The organism is Clostridium sp. USBA 49, assembly GCF_900167505.1.
In the GTDB taxonomy this organism is placed as follows: domain Bacteria; phylum Bacillota; class Clostridia; order Clostridiales; family Clostridiaceae; genus Clostridium_AT; species Clostridium_AT prolinivorans.
Genome location: NZ_FUYD01000018.1, coordinates 1 through 18,314, shown reverse-complemented (window position 1 = coordinate 18,314; position 18,314 = coordinate 1). Strand labels below are relative to the sequence as shown.

At 44.1% G+C, this 18,314-nt stretch carries 20 protein-coding genes; all 20 read right to left on the bottom strand.

Going from position 1 to position 18,314, the window contains the following annotated elements:
- Positions 1-3 precede the first annotated feature (3 nt).
- The 20 genes from B5D11_RS11835 to B5D11_RS11730 all read right to left on the bottom strand — a co-directional run bounded on the left by B5D11_RS11835 (position 4) and on the right by B5D11_RS11730 (position 18,149).
- Positions 4-1,206 (bottom strand): phage major capsid protein, encoded by a 1,203-nt coding sequence (locus B5D11_RS11835; RefSeq protein ID WP_078683232.1) that lies wholly within the window; start codon positions 1,204-1,206, stop codon positions 4-6.
- Between the two features lie 50 nt (positions 1,207-1,256).
- Positions 1,257-1,985 (bottom strand): head maturation protease, ClpP-related, encoded by a 729-nt coding sequence (locus B5D11_RS11830; protein ID WP_078683231.1) that lies wholly within the window; start codon positions 1,983-1,985, stop codon positions 1,257-1,259.
- Positions 1,924-3,246, bottom strand: coding sequence for a phage portal protein (locus B5D11_RS11825; protein ID WP_078683230.1), 1,323 nt, complete (start codon positions 3,244-3,246; stop codon positions 1,924-1,926). Before B5D11_RS11825 ends, B5D11_RS11830 begins: the two co-directional genes overlap by 62 nt.
- Entirely contained in the window at positions 3,243-4,895 is a 1,653-nt protein-coding gene (locus B5D11_RS11820) for a terminase large subunit (RefSeq protein WP_078683229.1), read from the bottom strand. Before B5D11_RS11820 ends, B5D11_RS11825 begins: the two co-directional genes overlap by 4 nt.
- A 54-nt stretch (positions 4,896-4,949) precedes the next feature.
- The gene (locus B5D11_RS11815; RefSeq protein WP_014256686.1) at positions 4,950-5,144 is read right to left on the bottom strand and encodes a DUF5049 domain-containing protein; all 195 of its coding nucleotides are present in this window, start codon (positions 5,142-5,144) and stop codon (positions 4,950-4,952) included.
- A gap of 3 nt (positions 5,145-5,147) precedes the next feature.
- Entirely contained in the window at positions 5,148-5,615 is a 468-nt protein-coding gene (locus B5D11_RS11810; protein ID WP_078683228.1) for a gamma-glutamylcyclotransferase family protein, read from the bottom strand.
- Positions 5,616-5,676: 61 nt separating this feature from the next.
- Complete coding sequence (locus tag B5D11_RS11805; protein ID WP_078683227.1) at positions 5,677-6,576, bottom strand: amidoligase family protein; 900 nt, start codon at positions 6,574-6,576, stop codon at positions 5,677-5,679.
- A gap of 140 nt (positions 6,577-6,716) precedes the next feature.
- Positions 6,717-6,947, bottom strand: coding sequence for a DUF4314 domain-containing protein (locus tag B5D11_RS11800; RefSeq protein WP_078683226.1), 231 nt, complete (start codon positions 6,945-6,947; stop codon positions 6,717-6,719).
- The gene (locus B5D11_RS11795) at positions 6,944-7,279 is read right to left on the bottom strand and encodes a DUF6329 domain-containing protein (protein WP_013782363.1); all 336 of its coding nucleotides are present in this window, start codon (positions 7,277-7,279) and stop codon (positions 6,944-6,946) included. Before B5D11_RS11795 ends, B5D11_RS11800 begins: the two co-directional genes overlap by 4 nt.
- Positions 7,272-7,964: a virulence factor gene (locus B5D11_RS11790; RefSeq protein ID WP_078683225.1), complete on the bottom strand. Its 693-nt coding sequence runs from the start codon at positions 7,962-7,964 to the stop codon at positions 7,272-7,274. The genes B5D11_RS11795 and B5D11_RS11790 overlap by 8 nt, the downstream gene beginning before the upstream one ends.
- Positions 7,965-8,080: 116 nt before the next feature.
- Positions 8,081-9,334 carry a site-specific DNA-methyltransferase gene (locus B5D11_RS11785; protein WP_078683224.1) on the bottom strand — a complete coding sequence of 418 codons (1,254 nt, stop codon included), beginning with the start codon at positions 9,332-9,334 and terminating at the stop codon, positions 8,081-8,083.
- 5 nt (positions 9,335-9,339) lie between these two features.
- Positions 9,340-10,638 (bottom strand): site-specific DNA-methyltransferase, encoded by a 1,299-nt coding sequence (locus B5D11_RS11780; protein ID WP_058258374.1) that lies wholly within the window; start codon positions 10,636-10,638, stop codon positions 9,340-9,342.
- A gap of 156 nt (positions 10,639-10,794) precedes the next feature.
- Positions 10,795-11,346 (bottom strand): P27 family phage terminase small subunit, encoded by a 552-nt coding sequence (locus tag B5D11_RS11770; protein WP_003515999.1) that lies wholly within the window; start codon positions 11,344-11,346, stop codon positions 10,795-10,797.
- A gap of 121 nt (positions 11,347-11,467) precedes the next feature.
- Positions 11,468-11,827, bottom strand: a complete 360-nt coding sequence (locus B5D11_RS11765; RefSeq protein ID WP_078683222.1) for an HNH endonuclease — start codon at positions 11,825-11,827, stop codon at positions 11,468-11,470.
- A gap of 508 nt (positions 11,828-12,335) precedes the next feature.
- Positions 12,336-13,334 carry a type II TA system antitoxin MqsA family protein gene (locus tag B5D11_RS11755; RefSeq protein ID WP_078683220.1) on the bottom strand — a complete coding sequence of 333 codons (999 nt, stop codon included), beginning with the start codon at positions 13,332-13,334 and terminating at the stop codon, positions 12,336-12,338.
- A gap of 39 nt (positions 13,335-13,373) precedes the next feature.
- Complete coding sequence (locus B5D11_RS11750) at positions 13,374-13,784, bottom strand: hypothetical protein (protein WP_078683219.1); 411 nt, start codon at positions 13,782-13,784, stop codon at positions 13,374-13,376.
- Positions 13,785-14,022: 238 nt separating this feature from the next.
- Positions 14,023-14,478 (bottom strand): hypothetical protein, encoded by a 456-nt coding sequence (locus tag B5D11_RS11745; protein ID WP_011838164.1) that lies wholly within the window; start codon positions 14,476-14,478, stop codon positions 14,023-14,025.
- A 106-nt stretch (positions 14,479-14,584) separates the two neighbouring features.
- Entirely contained in the window at positions 14,585-14,872 is a 288-nt protein-coding gene (locus B5D11_RS11740) for a VRR-NUC domain-containing protein (protein ID WP_078683218.1), read from the bottom strand.
- 299 nt (positions 14,873-15,171) lie between these two features.
- Positions 15,172-17,727: a phage NrS-1 polymerase family protein gene (locus B5D11_RS11735; RefSeq protein WP_078683217.1), complete on the bottom strand. Its 2,556-nt coding sequence runs from the start codon at positions 17,725-17,727 to the stop codon at positions 15,172-15,174.
- A complete protein-coding gene (locus B5D11_RS11730) occupies positions 17,724-18,149 on the bottom strand; it encodes a DUF7768 domain-containing protein (protein ID WP_004400050.1) in 426 nt (141 codons plus the stop codon). The genes B5D11_RS11735 and B5D11_RS11730 overlap by 4 nt, the downstream gene beginning before the upstream one ends.
- Between the last annotated feature and the right edge of the window lie 165 nt (positions 18,150-18,314).

Sequence of the window (18,314 nt, the reverse complement as noted above, 5' to 3'; positions counted from 1 at the left end):
TCATTAAGTTGATTTCTGCTGCAGTATCTTGACTGCTTCAGCCAGTACCAGCTTGCCATCTACACGCTGGGTTGCCATGAATCCAACTTGTCCGGTCGCAGCATACAACTCATTAAGCCGCTTAAAAACCCTGCCTTGACGGTCTGCCACCCAGTAATAAGAAAAATCGCCGAATACAATCGTTTTTGCTCCGGCGGCAATGGCTGGCATAAATGCAGAAGTTTTAACTGGACGATTGAGGATAGTATCCGGTGTTCCAGCAGTTACAGAAGGCTGCCAGAGATACTGACCGTTGTTGTCTTTGAGCTTCCTTATAGCTTTAATTGTCGAATCATTCATAATGAATACAGCGTTCCTGCGGTACGGAGACTTTAGGCTGTAGAACAAGTCCATGATCTCGTCAAGGGTAATGGCTGTTGCACTCGCCGCAGTTACTCCTATCTCGCCACCGCCGTTATCTGCCAAGATACCGGTTGGCTTGCCAGATCCGTCACCGATAAAAAATGCTTCCTCCTCTTTTGCTCCGATTCGGCGGGCGAATTCTTTGGCTATATACTGCTCAAGGTTGAATACACTATCGTTTAACAATTCCTCTGACACCTTGATCATAGTAGCCAGCTTATATGCGCCGATGGATACCTGTGCAAAGGAGTCATCGCTTTCGGGAATCTGGCCTTCCTCATCCACCCAGGATGCAGTACCCTTGCTTGCCACCACAGGAATTTTCTTGTCACCGCTGGACGTGGTAATAACATTGGCAATCTGCCTAAAGATATTCTCCTCCTCCAGTGCTTCCACAAGAGTACGCTCAAAGTCGTCGGGAACAAGATATCCACCTTCGGTGTCCTCTCCAATCTGCAGCGCGTTGTGTACGTCATATTTGCGCCTGCCGCGCATCATGTTCCAGAAAGACTGCCTATACTCATCGCTGGCACGTCCGGTTTTTTCACTGTTGCCAGATATGGAAGTGGGTTTGTCTGTAATAGGAATATTCAACGGTTTTGACAGTTCCAAATCTATGGCAGCCTGACGTTCAAGACGCTCTATTTCTTTGCCCAGCGCAATAACGTCGGCTTCCATTTTTTCATAAGTCGCGGTATCCTCCGGTGAAAGCAGTCCGTCGTTCCCGCGTTTGCTGTCGAGGAAAGCTTTAGCAGCTTCCCATACTTTAGCGCGTTTTTCACGCAGTTCCAGTATTTTGCTCATAATCAAATCCTCCTTACGGTTTTATTTGGGGTCCCCGCTAAATCGCAGATTTAGTGGGGTAAAAGTAGAAAAAGCCGCTTTTCAAGCGACTCAATTGGTGTTCCTTTTGGTTTCTCTTTTGGTTTAAGCTTTTGCAGGATGGAATTTGTTACTGCCTGCCTGCTGAAGATCATTCCTCCTGATACTTCAAATTCGGATGGGAATGATTCATCCTCCATAAACAAGATTCCATCGGCAAAGCCAAGTTCCACCGCTTTTCTTGCGTTAAACCAGCTTTCTGCATCCATTAGGTGCGATATTTTTGCCCTGGAAAGCCCGGTTTTCAGCTCATAAGCGTTGATGATGGATTCCTTTATTTCTTCCAGCATTGCGATAGCTTTCTCCATTTCTTCTGTATCACCGATGGCTATTGTCATAGGGTTGTGAATCATCATCATGCTGACTGGTGACATAAAGACGTCACCTCCGGCCATAGCTATGACCGAAGCGGCGCTGGCTGCAATACCGTCAATCTTTACCGTCACTTTGCCTTTGTAATCCATAAGCATGTTGTAAATTTGATTAGCTGCAAATATATCTCCGCCAGGGCTGTTGATCCAGATCGTTATATCACCCTCTCCGGACAACAGCTCTGATTTGAACTGCTTGGGAGTTACTTCGTCTCCCAGCCAGCTTTCTTCAGCTATTGGGCCGTCAATATATAATGTCCGGCTGCCATCATCGTTTTGTATCCAGTTCCAGAAGCGGCGAACCGGTTTTGGTTTTTGCGATTTGCTCAACTTTTGATCCCTCCGTTTCAGCATTGTTTTTGCCTGCAAAGGCACCTGCATCGGCAAGCCTGGTCATGTTACCGTTAACAAGATACAGATCTCCGCCCAACTCCGCCGGAATCCGGTTCATGTCCTCAAGCTCGCGGATATCGTTAGCAGACATCCAGCCGTTCTGGCGAGCTACTGCATAGCCATTCATTCGGCTTGCATAATCACCACGCAGAAGGCCATCTACATTGAATTTGACAAAGTATGCCCGCTTCTCTGATGGTAAAAGCAGCGCTTTTTGGAGAGCCTGTTCCCAACGCACCACCCACGGGTCAAGCGTGTATTTAACAAATTCCAGAGACTGCTGTTCGATGTTTGAAAAGCTTGACTTTTCGAGATCTCCAACCATATGGGGAGGTACTCGGAATATCCGGGCAATTTCGTTTATCTGGAACTTTCTTGTCTCCAAAAACTGTGCCTGTTCGGGTGGAATGCCGATTGGCTGAAACTTCATACCCTCTTCCAGAACTGCAATGCGGTGAGCATTGGCACTTCCTTGATAAACAGCGTTCCAGCTTTCACGCACCTTTGCCGGATCCTTTAGTACACCGGGATGTTCCAGAACACCACCCGGATTTGCACCGTTGGCAAAAAAGGATGCACCATACTCTTCACAGGCAATAGCCATGCCTATGGCGTTCTTGGCCATAGCAATAGGGGAGTATCCGATCAGTCCGTCAAAACCGAGTCCGGGGATGTGAAGAACCTCATCACTTCGTAGGTATATAAGGCCTGCTTTTGGATTAACCCTGCTCTCATCGCTGTCGCGCCGATAAGTGTAAAACAGTTCTCCGTTTGGAGCCCTGTCTACCGTCATTTTGTTTGGCAAAAGTGGATAAAGCGCCAGCACTCGTCCGGAACCGTCCCTAATAATTTGAGCGTAAGCATTTCCCCATAAAAGAAGATGACTCATCAGTGTTTCTCGGAACACGAATGAAGTCATCTCAGGGTTTGGTTCGTCATGGAGTAAATAATAGAGCGGGTGGGTCAACGCTTTTTCTTTGCCACCGTCTTCTTTATAGCGGTACACATGAAGCGGAAGCCCGGCGATGGCTTCTGCAAGTATCCTTACACAGGCATACACTGCAGTTGTCTGCATAGCAGTCCGCTCATTGACAGCTTTTCCGCTGGATGTGCCGCCGAAGAAAAAGCTATATGCATTACCGAACAGGCTGTTTTTCGGCTTATCCCTTGCTTTGAACAAACGGGAAAATACACTCATATAATCAACAGCCCCCTTTCATCATAAATTGATCCGTTGCGTTCATCCCCGTCATGCCTTAACGCGCGGTCAAGCGCCATAATTAACGCTACCGTACCATCTATTCTCTCGGTGGATTTTTCTTTATCCGGCTTAATGTTTCCGGCGGGATCGGTTTTGACATAGATATTGTCCATCATCCACCGCAGTACTGGATTACCACCATGGGCGATGCGTTCTTCCAATGTCAGCTTCATCAACTCTTTTGTAGGCGGCGACATATCCTTGAAACCCTGACCGAATGGAACAACCGTAAACCCCAAAGCCTCGAGGTTTTGCGTCATCTGAATTGCGCCCCAGCGGTCAAAGGCTATTTCCTTAATGTTATATTTCATTCCGAGTTCCTCAATAAAGGTTTCGATAAAGCCATAATGCACGACGTTACCCTCAGTGGTATATAAAAAGCCTTGCCTCTCCCAGACATCATAAGGCACATGATCTCTCCGCACACGCTGATCAATATTCTCCTCCGGTATCCAGAAAAAAGGTAGAATCTGATATTTATCCGATTCATCAAGCGGTGGAAACACCAGCACAAAGGCGGTAATATCGGTAGTAGATGACAGGTCAAGTCCTCCGTAACAGGTTCTGCCGCGCAATTTTTCTGCATCAACAGGAAACGCACACTTATCCCATTTATCCATTGGCATCCAGCGCACCGATTGTTTCACCCACTGATTTAAGCGGAGCTGACGGAATAAATTTTCCTCTGCAGGATTTTGCTTGGCATTTTCACAAGCCACCCTCAATTTTTCGATGTCGACTGTAATGCCCAGTGACGGGTTAACCTTTCTCCATACCTTTTCACTTGTCCAGTCATCGGTATCGGCTGCGCTGTAGATAACAGGGTAGAAAGTCGGATCTATCTTACGTCCTTGAAGAATATCCTCAGCCTTTTGATGTACTTCCCAGCAGATGGAATTGCGGTCTGTGCCAGCAGTTGTGATCAGGAAAAACAGCGGTTGTTTTCTTGCATCGCCAGATCCGTGAATCATTACATCATAAAGATCCCTGTTCGGCTGGGCATGAAGTTCGTCAAATACCACACCATGGACGTTTAGGCCATGTTTTGTATATGCCTCCGCTGAAAGCACCTGATAAAAACTGCCTAACGGTTTATATACCAGCCGCTTCTGTGACAGCATTGGTTTAATTCGAGATTTTAATGCCGGACACTGTTCCACCATATCTACTGCAACATCGAAAACAATGGATGCCTGCTGACGATCAGACGCACATCCGTAAACCTCGCCACCATGCTCGAAATCACCACAGGTAAGATATAAAGCAATTGCCGCTGCAAGTTCGCTCTTACCCTGCTTTTTTGGAATTTCTATATAGGCAGTGTTAAACTGCCTGTATCCGTTAGGTTTCAAGATTCCGAATATATCCCGGACAATCTGTTCCTGCCAGTCAATTAATTCAAAAGGCATTCCATACCATTCACCCTTGGTATGCTTCAGGCAGTTTATAAAAGTAACAGCGGCATCAGCCGCTTCCTTGTCATATCGAGAACCTTCCGCCATAAACTTGGTTGGTTTATACCGTTTTAACTTCCGCAGCTTTGCCGCCTCCTTTCCTAAAATTGAGCAAGAAAAAAGGAACCTCATGGATGAAGTTCCTCTCTAAAGTGGATTTCTATGAAACTTGTTACGTTATAACCGTTATCGTTTGCCTGTCAGGATAAACTCGGCATATTCTTTCTTGTGTTCATTAAGAAATACTACTAATTCATAAAACCCCATTTTATATGCCTCTTCCTGTACTCTTGGCAAGTCAAACATATTACAGGCACCGCTGTCCCGTATGGCTATAATCTGCCGATAAATCTTATCAGTTATCAGATTCTCGTTACCCATGTCCTACACCTCTGACTTCTCTGCCGCTGAAATTGAATCTCTTACCGCTTTATTGAGAAACGAAATATCAAAACCCGCATCTATATAGCCCTGCCGAATCACCTCGTAATAGTAACGACCCGGTGCTCCCAAAGGTCTACCTTCATTCATGATATACACCATTGCGGGTACCCACTGCCCTTTGAAACGTACCTTAACCGTTTCTTTCCGGTATAGATGCGGATAACCTTCATATCTGTCCAGCGCCTTCTCATCATTAGGCATGATTCTCCAAAGCATTACCGGTACACTTTCACCTTTTTGTTTTTCTATTGTCGCTACTGCGCCGCCATTCCCTCCTCTGAATAACAGCCGGTATCCTGTGAGTTTTGCACTCCCCAGCACTTTTGACGTTGGGCAGCGGTATGCCATCTGCCTTAAGTTCAGATTGCTTCCGTATGCTAAATATATGGTTCCTTTTTCTTTGCTCATCGTATCATCCTCCTTGTATTTACCAAGGCAGAGGCGGAGATCTACCCCTGCGCTTGTCTATCTATGCTGCCCGAAACCGCCATGCTGCGTTACCATCAAGGTGTTTGCAAAGATGCTCCCGGCAGTTTTTGAACTCATCACCAATAAGTCCTATGCGGTTGAGATATGTCCGCATGGCAAACTTCTCATTTTCAACCTGTGGTTTCTTGCTGGAAGCGCATTTTTGCGTTAACGCCTGATGGTTTAACGCAAGGGCAAGCACTATGTAGCTTCTAATTTTTCCCGCATGAAGTTCGCTGTTAAAGCCTCGAAGCTCAATTGTCCCATTGCCATTAAAAAAGCTGTGCAGGTTCAAAAAGTGGTATCTGCTATTATGGTAATGGGTGCTTCGGCTTTCGCTGTAACCTTCGTACCAGATGCTCTCAATCGCCGCCATGGTTTTGGGCTTACGCCGGTTCATCTTCTCAACCAGTGCTGCATCCATCTTTTTGCAAAACCGCATCCTGTCCGGTGCAATCTGCAATGCCTTATAGAAAAGATCATTCTTGCTGGCGATTATATTGATAAAATTGCGGATGCTGCGCGGCGTGTGGTTTGCCCCGTCTATATGGATATGGATTCCGCAGCTTGTGTTTGCAAAACCTCCCGCCTTGCGGAGCCTCCTTATCAATTCTTGCAGGGTTTCAATATCCTCGCGGTATGTCAGTATCGGGCTTACCAGCTCAACACTGTATTCCCGTCCTGCTGCTTCAATCCGACCGCGCTCCTTTTTCTGAGTCCGGATGCTCCCGTCACTCATGAATTTCCATACCCGTCCGTCCGGCGCAATAACCTTTTGGGTATCGTAATAATCTCCGCTGGATTCAATCCTCCCGCCAAGAAAAGCTGCTGCAGTTTTGGCCGCCTGCTTCCTTGTAATCCCTGTTAATTCTACCTCGATTCCAAATCTCGTTGTAAGCATTGCGCTTTCTCCTCGCTTTCTCTGTGTTTTTGCCCTTTGGCAGTGTACATTAGGCCATTGAAAACACAGGATAGCAAGGCAATTCTGCGTGAGTTTCCACTGGATTTTGAACAATTTTACACATCTTGAATTGTGTACATTTACAGCTTTCTGATCACATCTATACCATAGGCTGCACCCAAAGAAGAACCGCAGTCCCAGTTGATATGAACAGTTCCGATATCATCCACGAAAGATACTGTTCCTTGGTCTCCCGGTTTCAGCTTAGAATACGGATCATCCATGCAGATAAGCTCAACACGTGTACCCGGCGGATACTGCTCTTTAATGCGAAGGACTGTTTCTTTTGAAGGGAAGCCTCTTGCACTCATAGTTCGTCCTCCTCTCCAGGATAATATGCGGCATACTTTGGGTAATCTCTACCATCCGGCATTACCAACACTCCATCAGACCGTCCCCGCTGCTTAACCAGCAGGCAACGCCACACTCCATTCTCATTAACATGACAAAGCCCTTTATTTTCCTCAATGAAAATGCGATCAACACATAGGTCGGCAACGAAGTTATCATAATCAATCTTTGATAGCTCGATAGTTTTTACAACTACAAATCGTTTTCTCGTCTCATACCGATGCGGCACTTTTAAATCCTCTATTCTAAACGGATGCTTGACAAAGAAGGCGGTGCTATGAAAATTATTCATTTTCGTCCACCGCCTTTGCTCTGCCTTTCCGATACGCCCCGTTACCGGACAGCCTTGAAAGCAACACCTTGCGTTCAGTTTTGAAGTTATCACCTATAAACCCCAACCTAAGCAGGAAACAGCGAAAAGCATATTTTTCATTATCTGTTGGTTTTTCTTTTCGTAGTACTCGCTTCTGTAATTTTGCCTGTTCTGCCATCTGCTTTGCCAGCGTTATATAGGTCTGCACTTCATCAGCATTTAAAGTCGCGTTCCAGAAAGGGAAGGAAATCTCATCATTTTCAGCTAAGACTACAAGTTCCCCCTCAATCAACATTGCCTTCTTTATCAACGTCTCTTTGCTGGCCAGCATATTTCTAAGGTTTTCAAGGCTTGTCTCGCCAAAGCCCTCCAACGAAAGAGTAATTGTCATGGTTCCCTCTGCAGATAAGCCCGCCATATTCAGCGCGTCAATAACGGGACGGATGCTTTTGATTTCATCAAGACTGATTTTCGGTGAGTGAACCACACTGTCCCTGTCAATCGTCCAACTGCCAGCAGATTTTTCGTCTTTAATCTCATACAAAAACTCCGGTGCTCCGGCATAGCGCACCCCGCCTTCAAGAGCTTCAGCAATGACTGTGGCAATGGCTTTCCTCTCCTGACCGACAACCTTCTGTGAAAAGCGAAAGCTATTATTGCTCATGCCGTTCACCTCCCCTCAAATAAGCTAAACCATTTCTGATTCCCATAAAAAATCCCACCTTTCCTTTTTGGTGGGGTACATTAACGCTCTGTTTTGAGGGGAAAGCAAGGACATTTTTAAGCAATCTGTGTTTCCGCGTAAGGTATTTTTCTACTACCTGTTACCAAGAATACTGAATCTGCGCCAAATTGTGAAACATAGCGCTTTACAATCACATCGCAGTATTTCGAGTCAAGCTCCATCATAAAACAAACCCGCCCGGTCTGCTGTGCCGCAATCATTGTCGTACCAGAACCACCGAACAGGTCAAGAGTTAAATCTCCAATATGGGAACTATTGAGCATTGCCTTTGCTACAAGCGATACCGGCTTCATGGTAGGGTGCTCCTCCGATACTTTAGGACGGGGTATCTCCCAAACATCTGACTGTTTACGGTCTTTAAGCGGGCAAAGGCGTGTTCCTTCAAGCCAACCGTACCAGATCGGCTCGTACTGGGTATGATAGTCCTTTCTTGATAGTACCAAGCTGTCTTTTTTCCATATAATTGTGCTCGACCAGTGATACCCTGCCTCCCGCATGACGTTCATCAAACTGCCCCATTCCTGAGCACTCATTACCACATAGGTCATGCATCCGGCTTCAGAAACCTCTTTCATGCATTTAAAAGCGCGCAATAAAAAAGCGCCGAATTCTTCGGTGCTCATATTGTCATTTAGAATTTGTCTTGGCTTCCAGCTTGGATGCCTGGTATCTGAACCGTAATCAACATTCCAGGGTGGGTCGGTGAAAACAAATCTCGCCTTTTGTCCGTTCATCAGCTTTTGCACATCTGAAAGCATGGTGCTATCACCGCACATCAGACGGTGGCTGCCAAGTACCCATATGTCGCCCTTTTTGGTAACCGGAGTTTTAATCTCTGCAATTGCCTTTTCTGTATCGAAATTATCTTCTTTGACACTAGCGGTTGTTTTATCACGGAACAACTCATCAATTTCCGAAGCATCAAACCCGGTAAGAGAAACGTCAAAACCATCTTCATTTAAATCCATAAGCAGATCGGTCAAAAGCGGAATATCAAACTCGCCACTGATTTTATTCAGTGCGACATTGAGCGCCTTTTCCCGCTGTTCATCCAAATCAACTACAACACAGTCGATCTCCTTATACCCCAAAGCTGTAAGTACTTTATAACGCTGATGTCCGCCGACAATATTCCCGGTGCGTTTATTCCATATAACCGGCTCTACATATCCAAACTCTTCAATAGACCGACGTAATTTTTCATATTCAGGGTCACCAGGCTTTAAATCTTTCCGCGGGTTATATTTCGAAGGTTTTAATTTTTCTGTTGGTATTTTCAGTATATCCATAAATCTTAACCCTCCAGTTTGATGGCTTTTTCACCGGTGAATTCCTCCCAGCGCTTAACAGCTAAATCACAGTAAACAGGGGATAACTCCATTGCGTAGCATTTACGCTCGGTCTGTTCAGCCGCAATTATAGTAGTTCCGCTACCAGAGAACGGCTCAAGCACAATACCGCCTTTGTCGCTGTGCATTTTGATGCACCGCCATGGAAGCTCCACAGGGAACATTGCAGGATGCTCCTTGTTTGCCCGTACAGTGGTCATCTCCCATATCCCAGCATAACCCCATTTCTTGCGTTCTTCCTTTGTAAGCCGTTTCACAAATTTATAACTGTGTCCCGCAAAGGCTGAAAGCCATACATATTCCTGATCGTTATATTCCTCAACTTCTCCTTTATTGCTGAAGGCTGAAATATACTCATACTGCTGAACCGGCTTGTTTGAAACAAGATGATAGGGTCCTACGCCGAAATTTTGCCCTTGCTTCTTCCAAATGCGGATCCAGATAGGGCGGTAACCGTTTTCCAAAAACATGTTCACACTGTAAACACTGGTGGGTTCAATAAACTGAGAGCCGGTGGCATAGAGATCACCTAAGTTCCAGCAGACAATATCTGCATACCTGCACAGGTTTCTAATCACTGGGCGTACTGTCTCGAACCATGGTTCAATCCCGGCCTTTTCATATTCTTTGCCTACCCCATATGGAGGGGAAGTCACTGCCATCTGTGCGTGACACCCTTCCATCAACTTCTCAAAATCCTCATCCTTAGTAGAGTCGCCGCACATCAAGCGATGATTCCCTAGAAGCCAGATATCGCCCCGCTTCGTTACAGGCTCGCGCTGCACAATTTCCTCATGCGCTTTATCTATGTCAAAGCTGTCTTGTATCGCCTCTTTGGAGTACCATCGGTTAAGCAGTTCGTCTATTTCAGAAGCGTCAAACCCTGTAAGCGAAACATCAAAAGCACCTGCGTCCAACTCAGCCATCAGTTCAGCCAGTTTATTCTCGTCCCACTCTCCCTGAATCTTATTAAGAGCAAGATTAAGCGCTTTTTCTCTCTGCAGGTCAAGATCTACAACGACGCAATCTATCTCTGTCTGTCCCAAGTCCAGCAAAACCTTTAAGCGTTGATGCCCTCCTACCACATTACCTGTTTTTTGGTTCCAGATAACAGGCTCCACATAGCCAAATTCCTCTATTGACCGTTTTAGCTTTTCATATTCCTTATCGCCAGGTTTTAAATCCTTGCGCGGATTGTATGCTGCTGGATTAAGTTTTTCAACAGATATTTTTTGTATGTTCATGCTGCATTCTCCTGTTCAATATTTTCTTAAGACCCTTTTTTGCGCCCTCACAATCTCCGTTTATTATTTGTCCCCGCAGGGTCTTAAACTGCTGCTTCGTTAAATGGTCTTTATATTTTCTTAGTTCCCTAAGAAAAATTGAATTTGTTTTATGCATCAGCCACCCCTCCTGGCTGTCAGGAGTTTTTCCATCACATCATCGTGGGGAGTGGCCCCCTTGTATTCGGTAGCACAGTTTTCCCGCACGACTTGATAAATTTGATACCACAGGTTATTGGCCTGTTTCATGAAGCTTTGACTCATAGCCACATAAGGTGACGGGATGGCATTGCCAGTGGTCGGATGCTTAGCAAGAAAGCCAAATTCAGTGATACATTCCTCGCACTGGATCCACCGCGCCACACTCTGGGCATATTGCTCTATAAGCTGCGCAGGGATAAGGTGAACACACCTGCGTTCCTTAAGCCACTGCCATGTTTTTTCGTATATTTCCACCGCCAGTGTTGTTTTTCCGTTCTTCTGCTTTGCAGCAAGATAATCCCTCGGTGGCGGCATGCTCTCTCCTTCCAGTTCCGCAGCATCCGTAAACTCCATTACCATGAGCTTTCGTCTGCCGGGGTTTCCTTCCAAAATCTTATCCGCCAGAGGCTTTTTCTTCTGTCCTGCACCGATACGTGCCCCGCCGCGGTTGGTACCGTCCTTTGCCATACACATCACCTCGATTCATGTAAAAATAAACAGGGGATATACCCCGTTTGAAACTGCGATTTTTCGCGCGTGACCCCCCGCCCGTTGCACAAAACTGATTCACCAGAGATTTTGACCCCCCCTACCGTCTTGCCCATCGTTCTCCTTCGCGAGCAGTGAGCGATGAGTGACATTTCTTGCACAGGCTCATAAGGTTATTGTCTGCATTGGTTCCGCCTTTGGATAAAGGGATAATATGATGTACCTCTTCGGCTGGTGTAAGCCTTCCGTACTTTTGGCACTCCTCGCAAAGCGGATGCTCTGAGATATATCTGTCCCTGATGCGTTTCCATCTCCGGCCATAGCGTTTTCTTGTTTGGGGATCTCGTTCGTATTTGTTGTAATAAGCATCCACTTGCCTTTGATGCATGTCGCAGTACCTTCCGTCCGTCAGTTCAGGACAGCCGGGAAAGGAGCAAGGCCTTTTTGGTTTTCTTGGCATCTGGCCACCTCCTTTACGGGTATAAAAAAAGCCCTCACAGGTTCATCCCATGAAGGCTTATTCATAACTTTTCACAATACCATTATATTTGGATTTATAATGAATTTCATCTCATAAAAATCTCATCTGGAATATTGAACAACACATTTGCTATTTGACCATGGCATCTTACCGTTATAATACTTATCGGAGATATACCGCTGCATATCGGGTGGTAAAGCTGCAAGCAAAAGATAAGCCTTTTTCCTATCTTCCTCTAACTCCTTGGTGCTTTTATAGAAGGAACATTTATCTTGCAAGCACTTGTGTACAGTCAGGATATTGCAGCCATTCCTTCCGTTACTGCCAAAACAATTATCGTACATCTTTCCTCACTCCTGTTTTATGGCATAAAAAAAGCCCCGAAGGGCTTATGCGTTTTAATGTCATTTTTTCACGATATCATTATATATTGGATATCTGTGTTTTTCATCTCATGAAAATCTCACCTTAAAGGAAGCTAAAAATATTAGTTTATTTGTTCAAAGATAGCTTTCGAATATACTTCTATATCTCCAGGAGTAAGCATGTTGAATTTTTCTTTTACAGCTACAAAATATTTCCCGATCAATTCTTTGGGTATTACACGATTAGAATGCGCATCCACCGGCAAACCGTCTCTAGTATGCCGCCATGGTTCCTCCAGATGCGTAAACTTCTCTAGCGTTTTTCCGCTATAACAGCAGAAGTTCTTAATAACGCTATCCAATATCGCTTTTTCAGCAGTTGTAAAAACTGATTCATCGAAAGCTTCAACACTCTCAATGGGGTCAAACCGATAAGATGAATACCTGTTATATATATCTCTGTAAACCGGTCCATGAACCCATGCCTCACAGTCTTCTTCAAAAAGAAACCGTCCTTCAAAAGCATAATAAAAACCCTGTACATAATATAGCGCCTTTTGTAAAGCTAAAGGAGTTATGTCCTCGCATTTATAAAGCAGATATTGGATAATTGAGTCCAGCTTTGAACCCGTTTTGTTTTCTTCCCCAAGCAGTTCCTGTACCTTCCGCTTACTTTTTTCATATGCCTGCAGAGATTTTAAATTGTCCTTATTTTTCTCCAGTAATTCTTTATAATACGCGGGATCATCATAAATCTTTTGAAGAATATCTGAATACTGTTTTGTAGGCATATCACCTTCACAATATCTCGAAAAAGTCATTTCTCCCCAACCTAAAAGCAATGATAGCGGACGTTTGCCAATATTGTATTTCTGAGGTATTTCTAATATCTTCTCCAGCGAAATAATGCCGTTTTTTTGACGGTACGTGTCATACAAAGCCTTTAGATTTTCGTCCTCTATATCCGCTACATAGACTTCGCTCCCACATTCCGTACAAACAGCCTTCTTTCCAGTATACTCATATTCTTCGCCTTTAAGTTTACCCTTAATTGTTGCTGTTTCTACCATGTATTCGACATCTCTTCTGCATTCCTCGCAAAATGTCTTATTCCTATTCATAAGGTGGCCTCCTTTCAAACTCTCTAATTTTCTGATTGATCATCGAAAAAGATAATCAATCGGCTTGTTTCGCTTATGAAACGATATAACAACCACTCGTTTTCCACTTTCACTATCAATTAGATTAAATTTCGTATATATATCAACTAACTCCTCGATGCCATCAAAATTAAATAACATAACCTGGGGACAAAATACATATAAAACCTCATGTTCAAATCCTACTTTCGTATTTTGCAATGAATGGCAAAAATCTTCTGTTTTTATTTTCAGTAAAATCTCCTTTTGCCTTCTGCTGTTTAGATTATATTCATTTATAAAATCTATGTTTTCTTGTCTATTCTCATTTTTTGATATAATGAATCTGCCCTCTCTAATACAGTCATGTATCATTGCCAAAATCTCATCAATCTGTTCCCAGGTATAATTCTGATTATAGTGCTGATTCATTGCATCACCTCTTTGGTGATACAATGATACTATATTATATGCCTTTTGTCAAGATTTATGCATCAATTAGTGCATTTTTATTTTATTGATTTTTACATTAAAATATGTATACTAAAGATAACAGATCCTACGAGCTTATATTAAGCGCAATACAGTAGGCCATTAAAAATACCCACTTAGGTAGTTCGTTCTATCTAAGTGGGTTTCCTATTTAACATGCAGCTAATGTTATCTTAAACTACTTCCCGTATAAAAGCAGTGCCAGATGATTAAGTGCCTTGTCTTTCCTGCGGTACACCTGTGCTCTTTCAAGAAACAGCTTCTCTCCGATGTTTGCTACAGCTTCTGTCTTGCTCACATCATTAACAAAAAATTCTGTCAGTATAAACTGTTCTTCCTCCGACAGGGCTTCCCAAGCAGGCTTGAACCACTCCATATATTCTAATGCTCGTCTGTAACGTTCTTTCAACACATCAATCTCGTCAAGGCAAGCAGCAAGGCGTTCTTCGCCGCTTTTGGGATTGTGTTTGCCCGGAACTCCGGTAATCTTTGCACTGTGAGGGCTTGTCATACGGGTTTCAATTTCATATATATCCTCATCACTGTGTTCGATAATGTACTGCATGCTGCTGTAATCTTTCAAAGCTTCAACAGCAGCCGCTTTTTTATCTAAATACTGCCATGCAATCAGCATATCGCACCTCCAAAAAATCAAGATAAAAAACCTTGATCTTTGAAGCAGTGTGCTTTTTTTCGTTGCTTTGCAGTGCTTGTTTCCTTGTTCGTTATGTCTTCGTTCTTTATAGAAGGCCATGCTTTTCCAGAATAGCCTTCACCTCATCTACCGAATGGACAACCGCTGCCACACCTCCGGCATTGAGGATTTTCCTTATAGTTGCTTCCTGCAGTTTTGTTGTCTTTCCCGATGGGGTTTTTATTTCAAAAGCTAAAAACCGTCCATTTACACAGGCAATAATGTCTGGTATCCCCGCTGTCCCGTACATACCACCATGTTCCTTCCAACAGAAACACCCCGGTACTGTCTTTAAGTACCGCAGTACTTTAGTCACAATACTCTTTTCAGACATAACCGCTTATCCTCCAAAAATGTTACCTTTTTCCCTCTTATAACCTCGTAACATCCAAGAAGGGCATCTCATAAATCCGCTTCCCAAGCGCTTTTCAGGATTTTGTTACCTTGTTACCTCTTTTTGGGGTAGGTGTATACACAAATATTTATATTTTTTTATTTTTATTTTTCAAAAAATAATTTCATCTCTCGCGCGTATATATAAAGTTGAGGTAACAAAGGTAACATAGGTAACAAGTGGCTATTCATCAGCGTTTCGGGTGTTACCTTTTTGTTACCTTGTTACCTTTTTTGAGGTTAAAGAGGCTCAATATCTGTGATCTCAAAGCCGCTCACATCGCATCGCTCTTTCAATATCGAAAAATCAAGAGCCCACGCTTTCTTAGTTTCGTTCCCGAAACGCATCGTTTTATTGCTCTCTATAAAAAAGTCACTTTGCCTCAATTGCTTCAGAAACTGGTTATATGGAAGGCATTCCCCTGTGACTGCATAATCGCGCCTATACTTGGTATAGCGGTCATATACATCGCAGAAACGAATCCCGATAACCTTGCCATCTTTATCAAAAGTGTAGTCTTGATTCGGAGCCAGTTTCATCCGGGCCATGATTTCCAGGGTCTGTTCTACAATGGTCTTGTTATTGCTGCCGCCATCCAGCAAGTACTCCTGCACACCGTTTTGAAGATATCGAATACATGCCCCTTTGTTAATGGGAAATACTTCAGCCCACGTTACATTAAGGAATTCACACAGTTTGTTTACTAGGCTCAATCCGGCATAGCAACAGGCGAGATTATTGACGATACGAGATGGAAACTCATCAGATATCTCTGACTTTGCTTCCTCATACCACTTCTCTGCCTCAGCAACCGATACTCTGAGTGCTATATCCAGCAGGCTCCGACCGAAGCTGCCAAGCAGATCCGCTTTTGCACACAGCTTATAAAATGCTTGTCTATGGCTGGCTGGTTTTAAGTCCTTCTTGCTGAATAGCAATTCTATGCTCCGTTCTCTGATGGCCGCTTCATCCGGCGATTCCTCACCAGCTACAATAATAGGCGCCAACAGTTCATAAGTAACAGCACTTTGATCCGCCCTACCGCGGACACCTTCATGGCCGTCATATGCATCTCGAAGATGGTTGTATAAGGCATTTAGCCTTAACTTATCTATCTTTGAAGGCTTGAACTCATCCATCAACTGTGGTATCAGATTCGATGATGCAGATTCCTTCATCAGTGTAAATGCAGTAACCTGTGTAGCCGCGCGGATTTTACTGCACGAAAATACCGGCAGAATAACCCGCTCCAATGTATTACTTTTTCCGCTGCCTTGTTCTCCGACAAGCAATAAATGAGGAAACTTGATACCTGATTTTTTTAGATGCGGTTTGATAAAGCACCCGGCCACCCAGGCCATTACTGATACCGTTTTTATGGGTTCGTTATAGCTGAGGAGCCATTCACCAAGCATAATAAGCTGTTTCTTTGTCAATGGCTCAAAGGTTAGGATATCGGTTGTTATGCTTTTATACTTATCAAGCTGCACGATATCTTCAACAATGTTGCCTCCGGCTTCAATGGCACCATCCGTTGAAACATATACCATCCGCCCGCCATGCTCATAAATCCCAAGAGCCTTGACCCCTGTTTTCCTTACCCACTCCATTTCAGATATATAACCTTTCAGCAGTTCCAAATCTCCTTCTGAGCCAAAATAGCCTAAGGATATCGTCCGGCGGTTCAAGATATTTTTAAATTTTTGGATGTTATTGAAGTCGGTAGTCATAAATGTCTGGCGGTATATTTCATCACGAATTGTAATAAGATCAGCAGTCATCTGCGTTTCATCTTCTGATACAATCATCTCCAACGGTTGAATGATAAAGTTTGTTATAGGATACACACTTTCGCCTCTGGTGCGGTAATACCTGCCCTCATGTTCAAAGATAACTGACTCGCTTTCGCGGCTGTATACGTTCTCTGTAACTTCAATGGCCTTATCCAGTGTCTCCTGCCCATATGTTGCTCCACTTGCATGATGTACCGTATCCCACTTTTCCCGGAATAACCCGGAATTTCTAAACAGCCTGTCCATCTGCTCTTTGTTTTTGCCTGACCAGAAAGCCAGCATACAGCAAAGAGCAAGGTCGGCTTCGGACTGGCTCGGATACCCTGCTTCCTGCCATTTTCCTTCCCATAGCAGATCAAATTCCTTATGGTTTTCGGCTGTCCGGGCTTTCTCCAGAATTTCTTCGTCTGTAAGCGGCTCTAACTTAAAATTTTTACGGTCTTTTCTGCTTTTCCCTTTCCGCTTTTTACTTTTGATATAGTTCTCATGTATCCAGGCCAGTGCTCCATTATCTTCAGCAATGTAATCAGGAGTCCCTGGCAGTCGCTCGCCAGTCATTGTGAAGTATCTGCTGTGGGCATACATTTCAACGCCGGTTTTAGTGTTTTTATTGCCCTTGGCAGGCATCTCCCCTTTATAGAAAATATGAAGCCCAGTTCCTGAAGGGCTGATTTCCGTATAGGACGGAAACCGCTCAAGGATATCCTTGGCGGTATCGCTTAATTCCCCAGTGTTTTTGTCGCGGCAGTGATCTATGTCTATCCCTACTAAACCTCCGCTTTTTGCGAATACAAAACCTAATCCGGTATAGAGATATTGTTCTTTTGCCGCAATCGCATCGTCAAGGGTCGACCAGTCGTTTGGGTTAGTGCTTGAGGCTTTTCTACCGGTTAAGGGATTGTAAGGGATTTTACTGTCTCTTCCGTCCTTTGTGTTTGGTTCCAGACGCCAGCAGATCCATTGCTTCCGGTTTGCTAATTCTTTAGGGAATGAGATGCTCACTTACACTGCACCTCCTCGCATCGTTCATTAAAATACCGAATCGGAATGCTGCGCTGTTTTGCCTTTTCAATCTCAATGGACATTCCTTTAGTAATCTTTCTGCCAAATACCCACACTTCCGAACATTTTGACATCAGCACCATGCCAAAGAACAATCCCAGATTTCGCATTTGTTCATCATCGTCGTCCATAAACTGCGGAAACAAGAGGTGCGGAGCAATAGGTATGCAATTCCTGCTCACTGCAAAGCGGCAGTACCCCTGAGCCTTACGGATATTACGTTCTATATCACCAGCATATGGGCTGCAGATAAATACCATCGGTCTGTAAGGCGCTTTCCTGGCCTCTCGCTCAATCCTAAGCAATGCTTCATAAGGTGTGGGGTCGTAATATCCTTCCGCGTTAAACTTGCTGATACTCATGGTATTACCCCCTGCCTATGCGCTTTTTTGTTCACGTTCGATTACAGGCAATATACCTTTCTTGTTTTTAATGTAAATGATAAAATAAAAATGCACAAAAAGTGGAAAATAAAAATGTACAATTTTGTACATGAATTTGGTATCCTTCTATGGGGAGGGATATCA

Bases quoted from the DNA above. Each gene is read 5' to 3' on its own strand.
- B5D11_RS11780 (WP_058258374.1), bottom strand. From the start codon at position 10,638: ATGAACATACAAAAAATATCTGTTGAAAAACTTAATCCAGCAGCATAC.
- B5D11_RS11755 (WP_078683220.1), bottom strand. From the start codon at position 13,334: ATGAATAGGAATAAGACATTTTGCGAGGAATGCAGAAGAGATGTCGAA.
- B5D11_RS11810 (WP_078683228.1), bottom strand. From the start codon at position 5,615: ATGAGCAAAGAAAAAGGAACCATATATTTAGCATACGGAAGCAATCTG.
- B5D11_RS11815 (WP_014256686.1), bottom strand. From the start codon at position 5,144: ATGGGTAACGAGAATCTGATAACTGATAAGATTTATCGGCAGATTATA.
- B5D11_RS11745 (WP_011838164.1), bottom strand. From the start codon at position 14,478: ATGCTGATTGCATGGCAGTATTTAGATAAAAAAGCGGCTGCTGTTGAA.
- B5D11_RS11770 (WP_003515999.1), bottom strand. From the start codon at position 11,346: ATGGCAAAGGACGGTACCAACCGCGGCGGGGCACGTATCGGTGCAGGA.
- B5D11_RS11785 (WP_078683224.1), bottom strand. From the start codon at position 9,334: ATGGATATACTGAAAATACCAACAGAAAAATTAAAACCTTCGAAATAT.
- B5D11_RS11790 (WP_078683225.1), bottom strand. From the start codon at position 7,964: ATGAGCAATAATAGCTTTCGCTTTTCACAGAAGGTTGTCGGTCAGGAG.
- B5D11_RS11825 (WP_078683230.1), bottom strand. From the start codon at position 3,246: ATGAGTGTATTTTCCCGTTTGTTCAAAGCAAGGGATAAGCCGAAAAAC.
- B5D11_RS11835 (WP_078683232.1), bottom strand. From the start codon at position 1,206: ATGAGCAAAATACTGGAACTGCGTGAAAAACGCGCTAAAGTATGGGAA.
- B5D11_RS11795 (WP_013782363.1), bottom strand. From the start codon at position 7,279: ATGAATAATTTTCATAGCACCGCCTTCTTTGTCAAGCATCCGTTTAGA.
- B5D11_RS11820 (WP_078683229.1), bottom strand. From the start codon at position 4,895: ATGAGGTTCCTTTTTTCTTGCTCAATTTTAGGAAAGGAGGCGGCAAAG.
- B5D11_RS11740 (WP_078683218.1), bottom strand. From the start codon at position 14,872: ATGTCTGAAAAGAGTATTGTGACTAAAGTACTGCGGTACTTAAAGACA.
- B5D11_RS11750 (WP_078683219.1), bottom strand. From the start codon at position 13,784: ATGAATCAGCACTATAATCAGAATTATACCTGGGAACAGATTGATGAG.
- B5D11_RS11765 (WP_078683222.1), bottom strand. From the start codon at position 11,827: ATGCCAAGAAAACCAAAAAGGCCTTGCTCCTTTCCCGGCTGTCCTGAA.
- B5D11_RS11805 (WP_078683227.1), bottom strand. From the start codon at position 6,576: ATGCTTACAACGAGATTTGGAATCGAGGTAGAATTAACAGGGATTACA.
- B5D11_RS11730 (WP_004400050.1), bottom strand. From the start codon at position 18,149: ATGAGTATCAGCAAGTTTAACGCGGAAGGATATTACGACCCCACACCT.
- B5D11_RS11800 (WP_078683226.1), bottom strand. From the start codon at position 6,947: ATGAGTGCAAGAGGCTTCCCTTCAAAAGAAACAGTCCTTCGCATTAAA.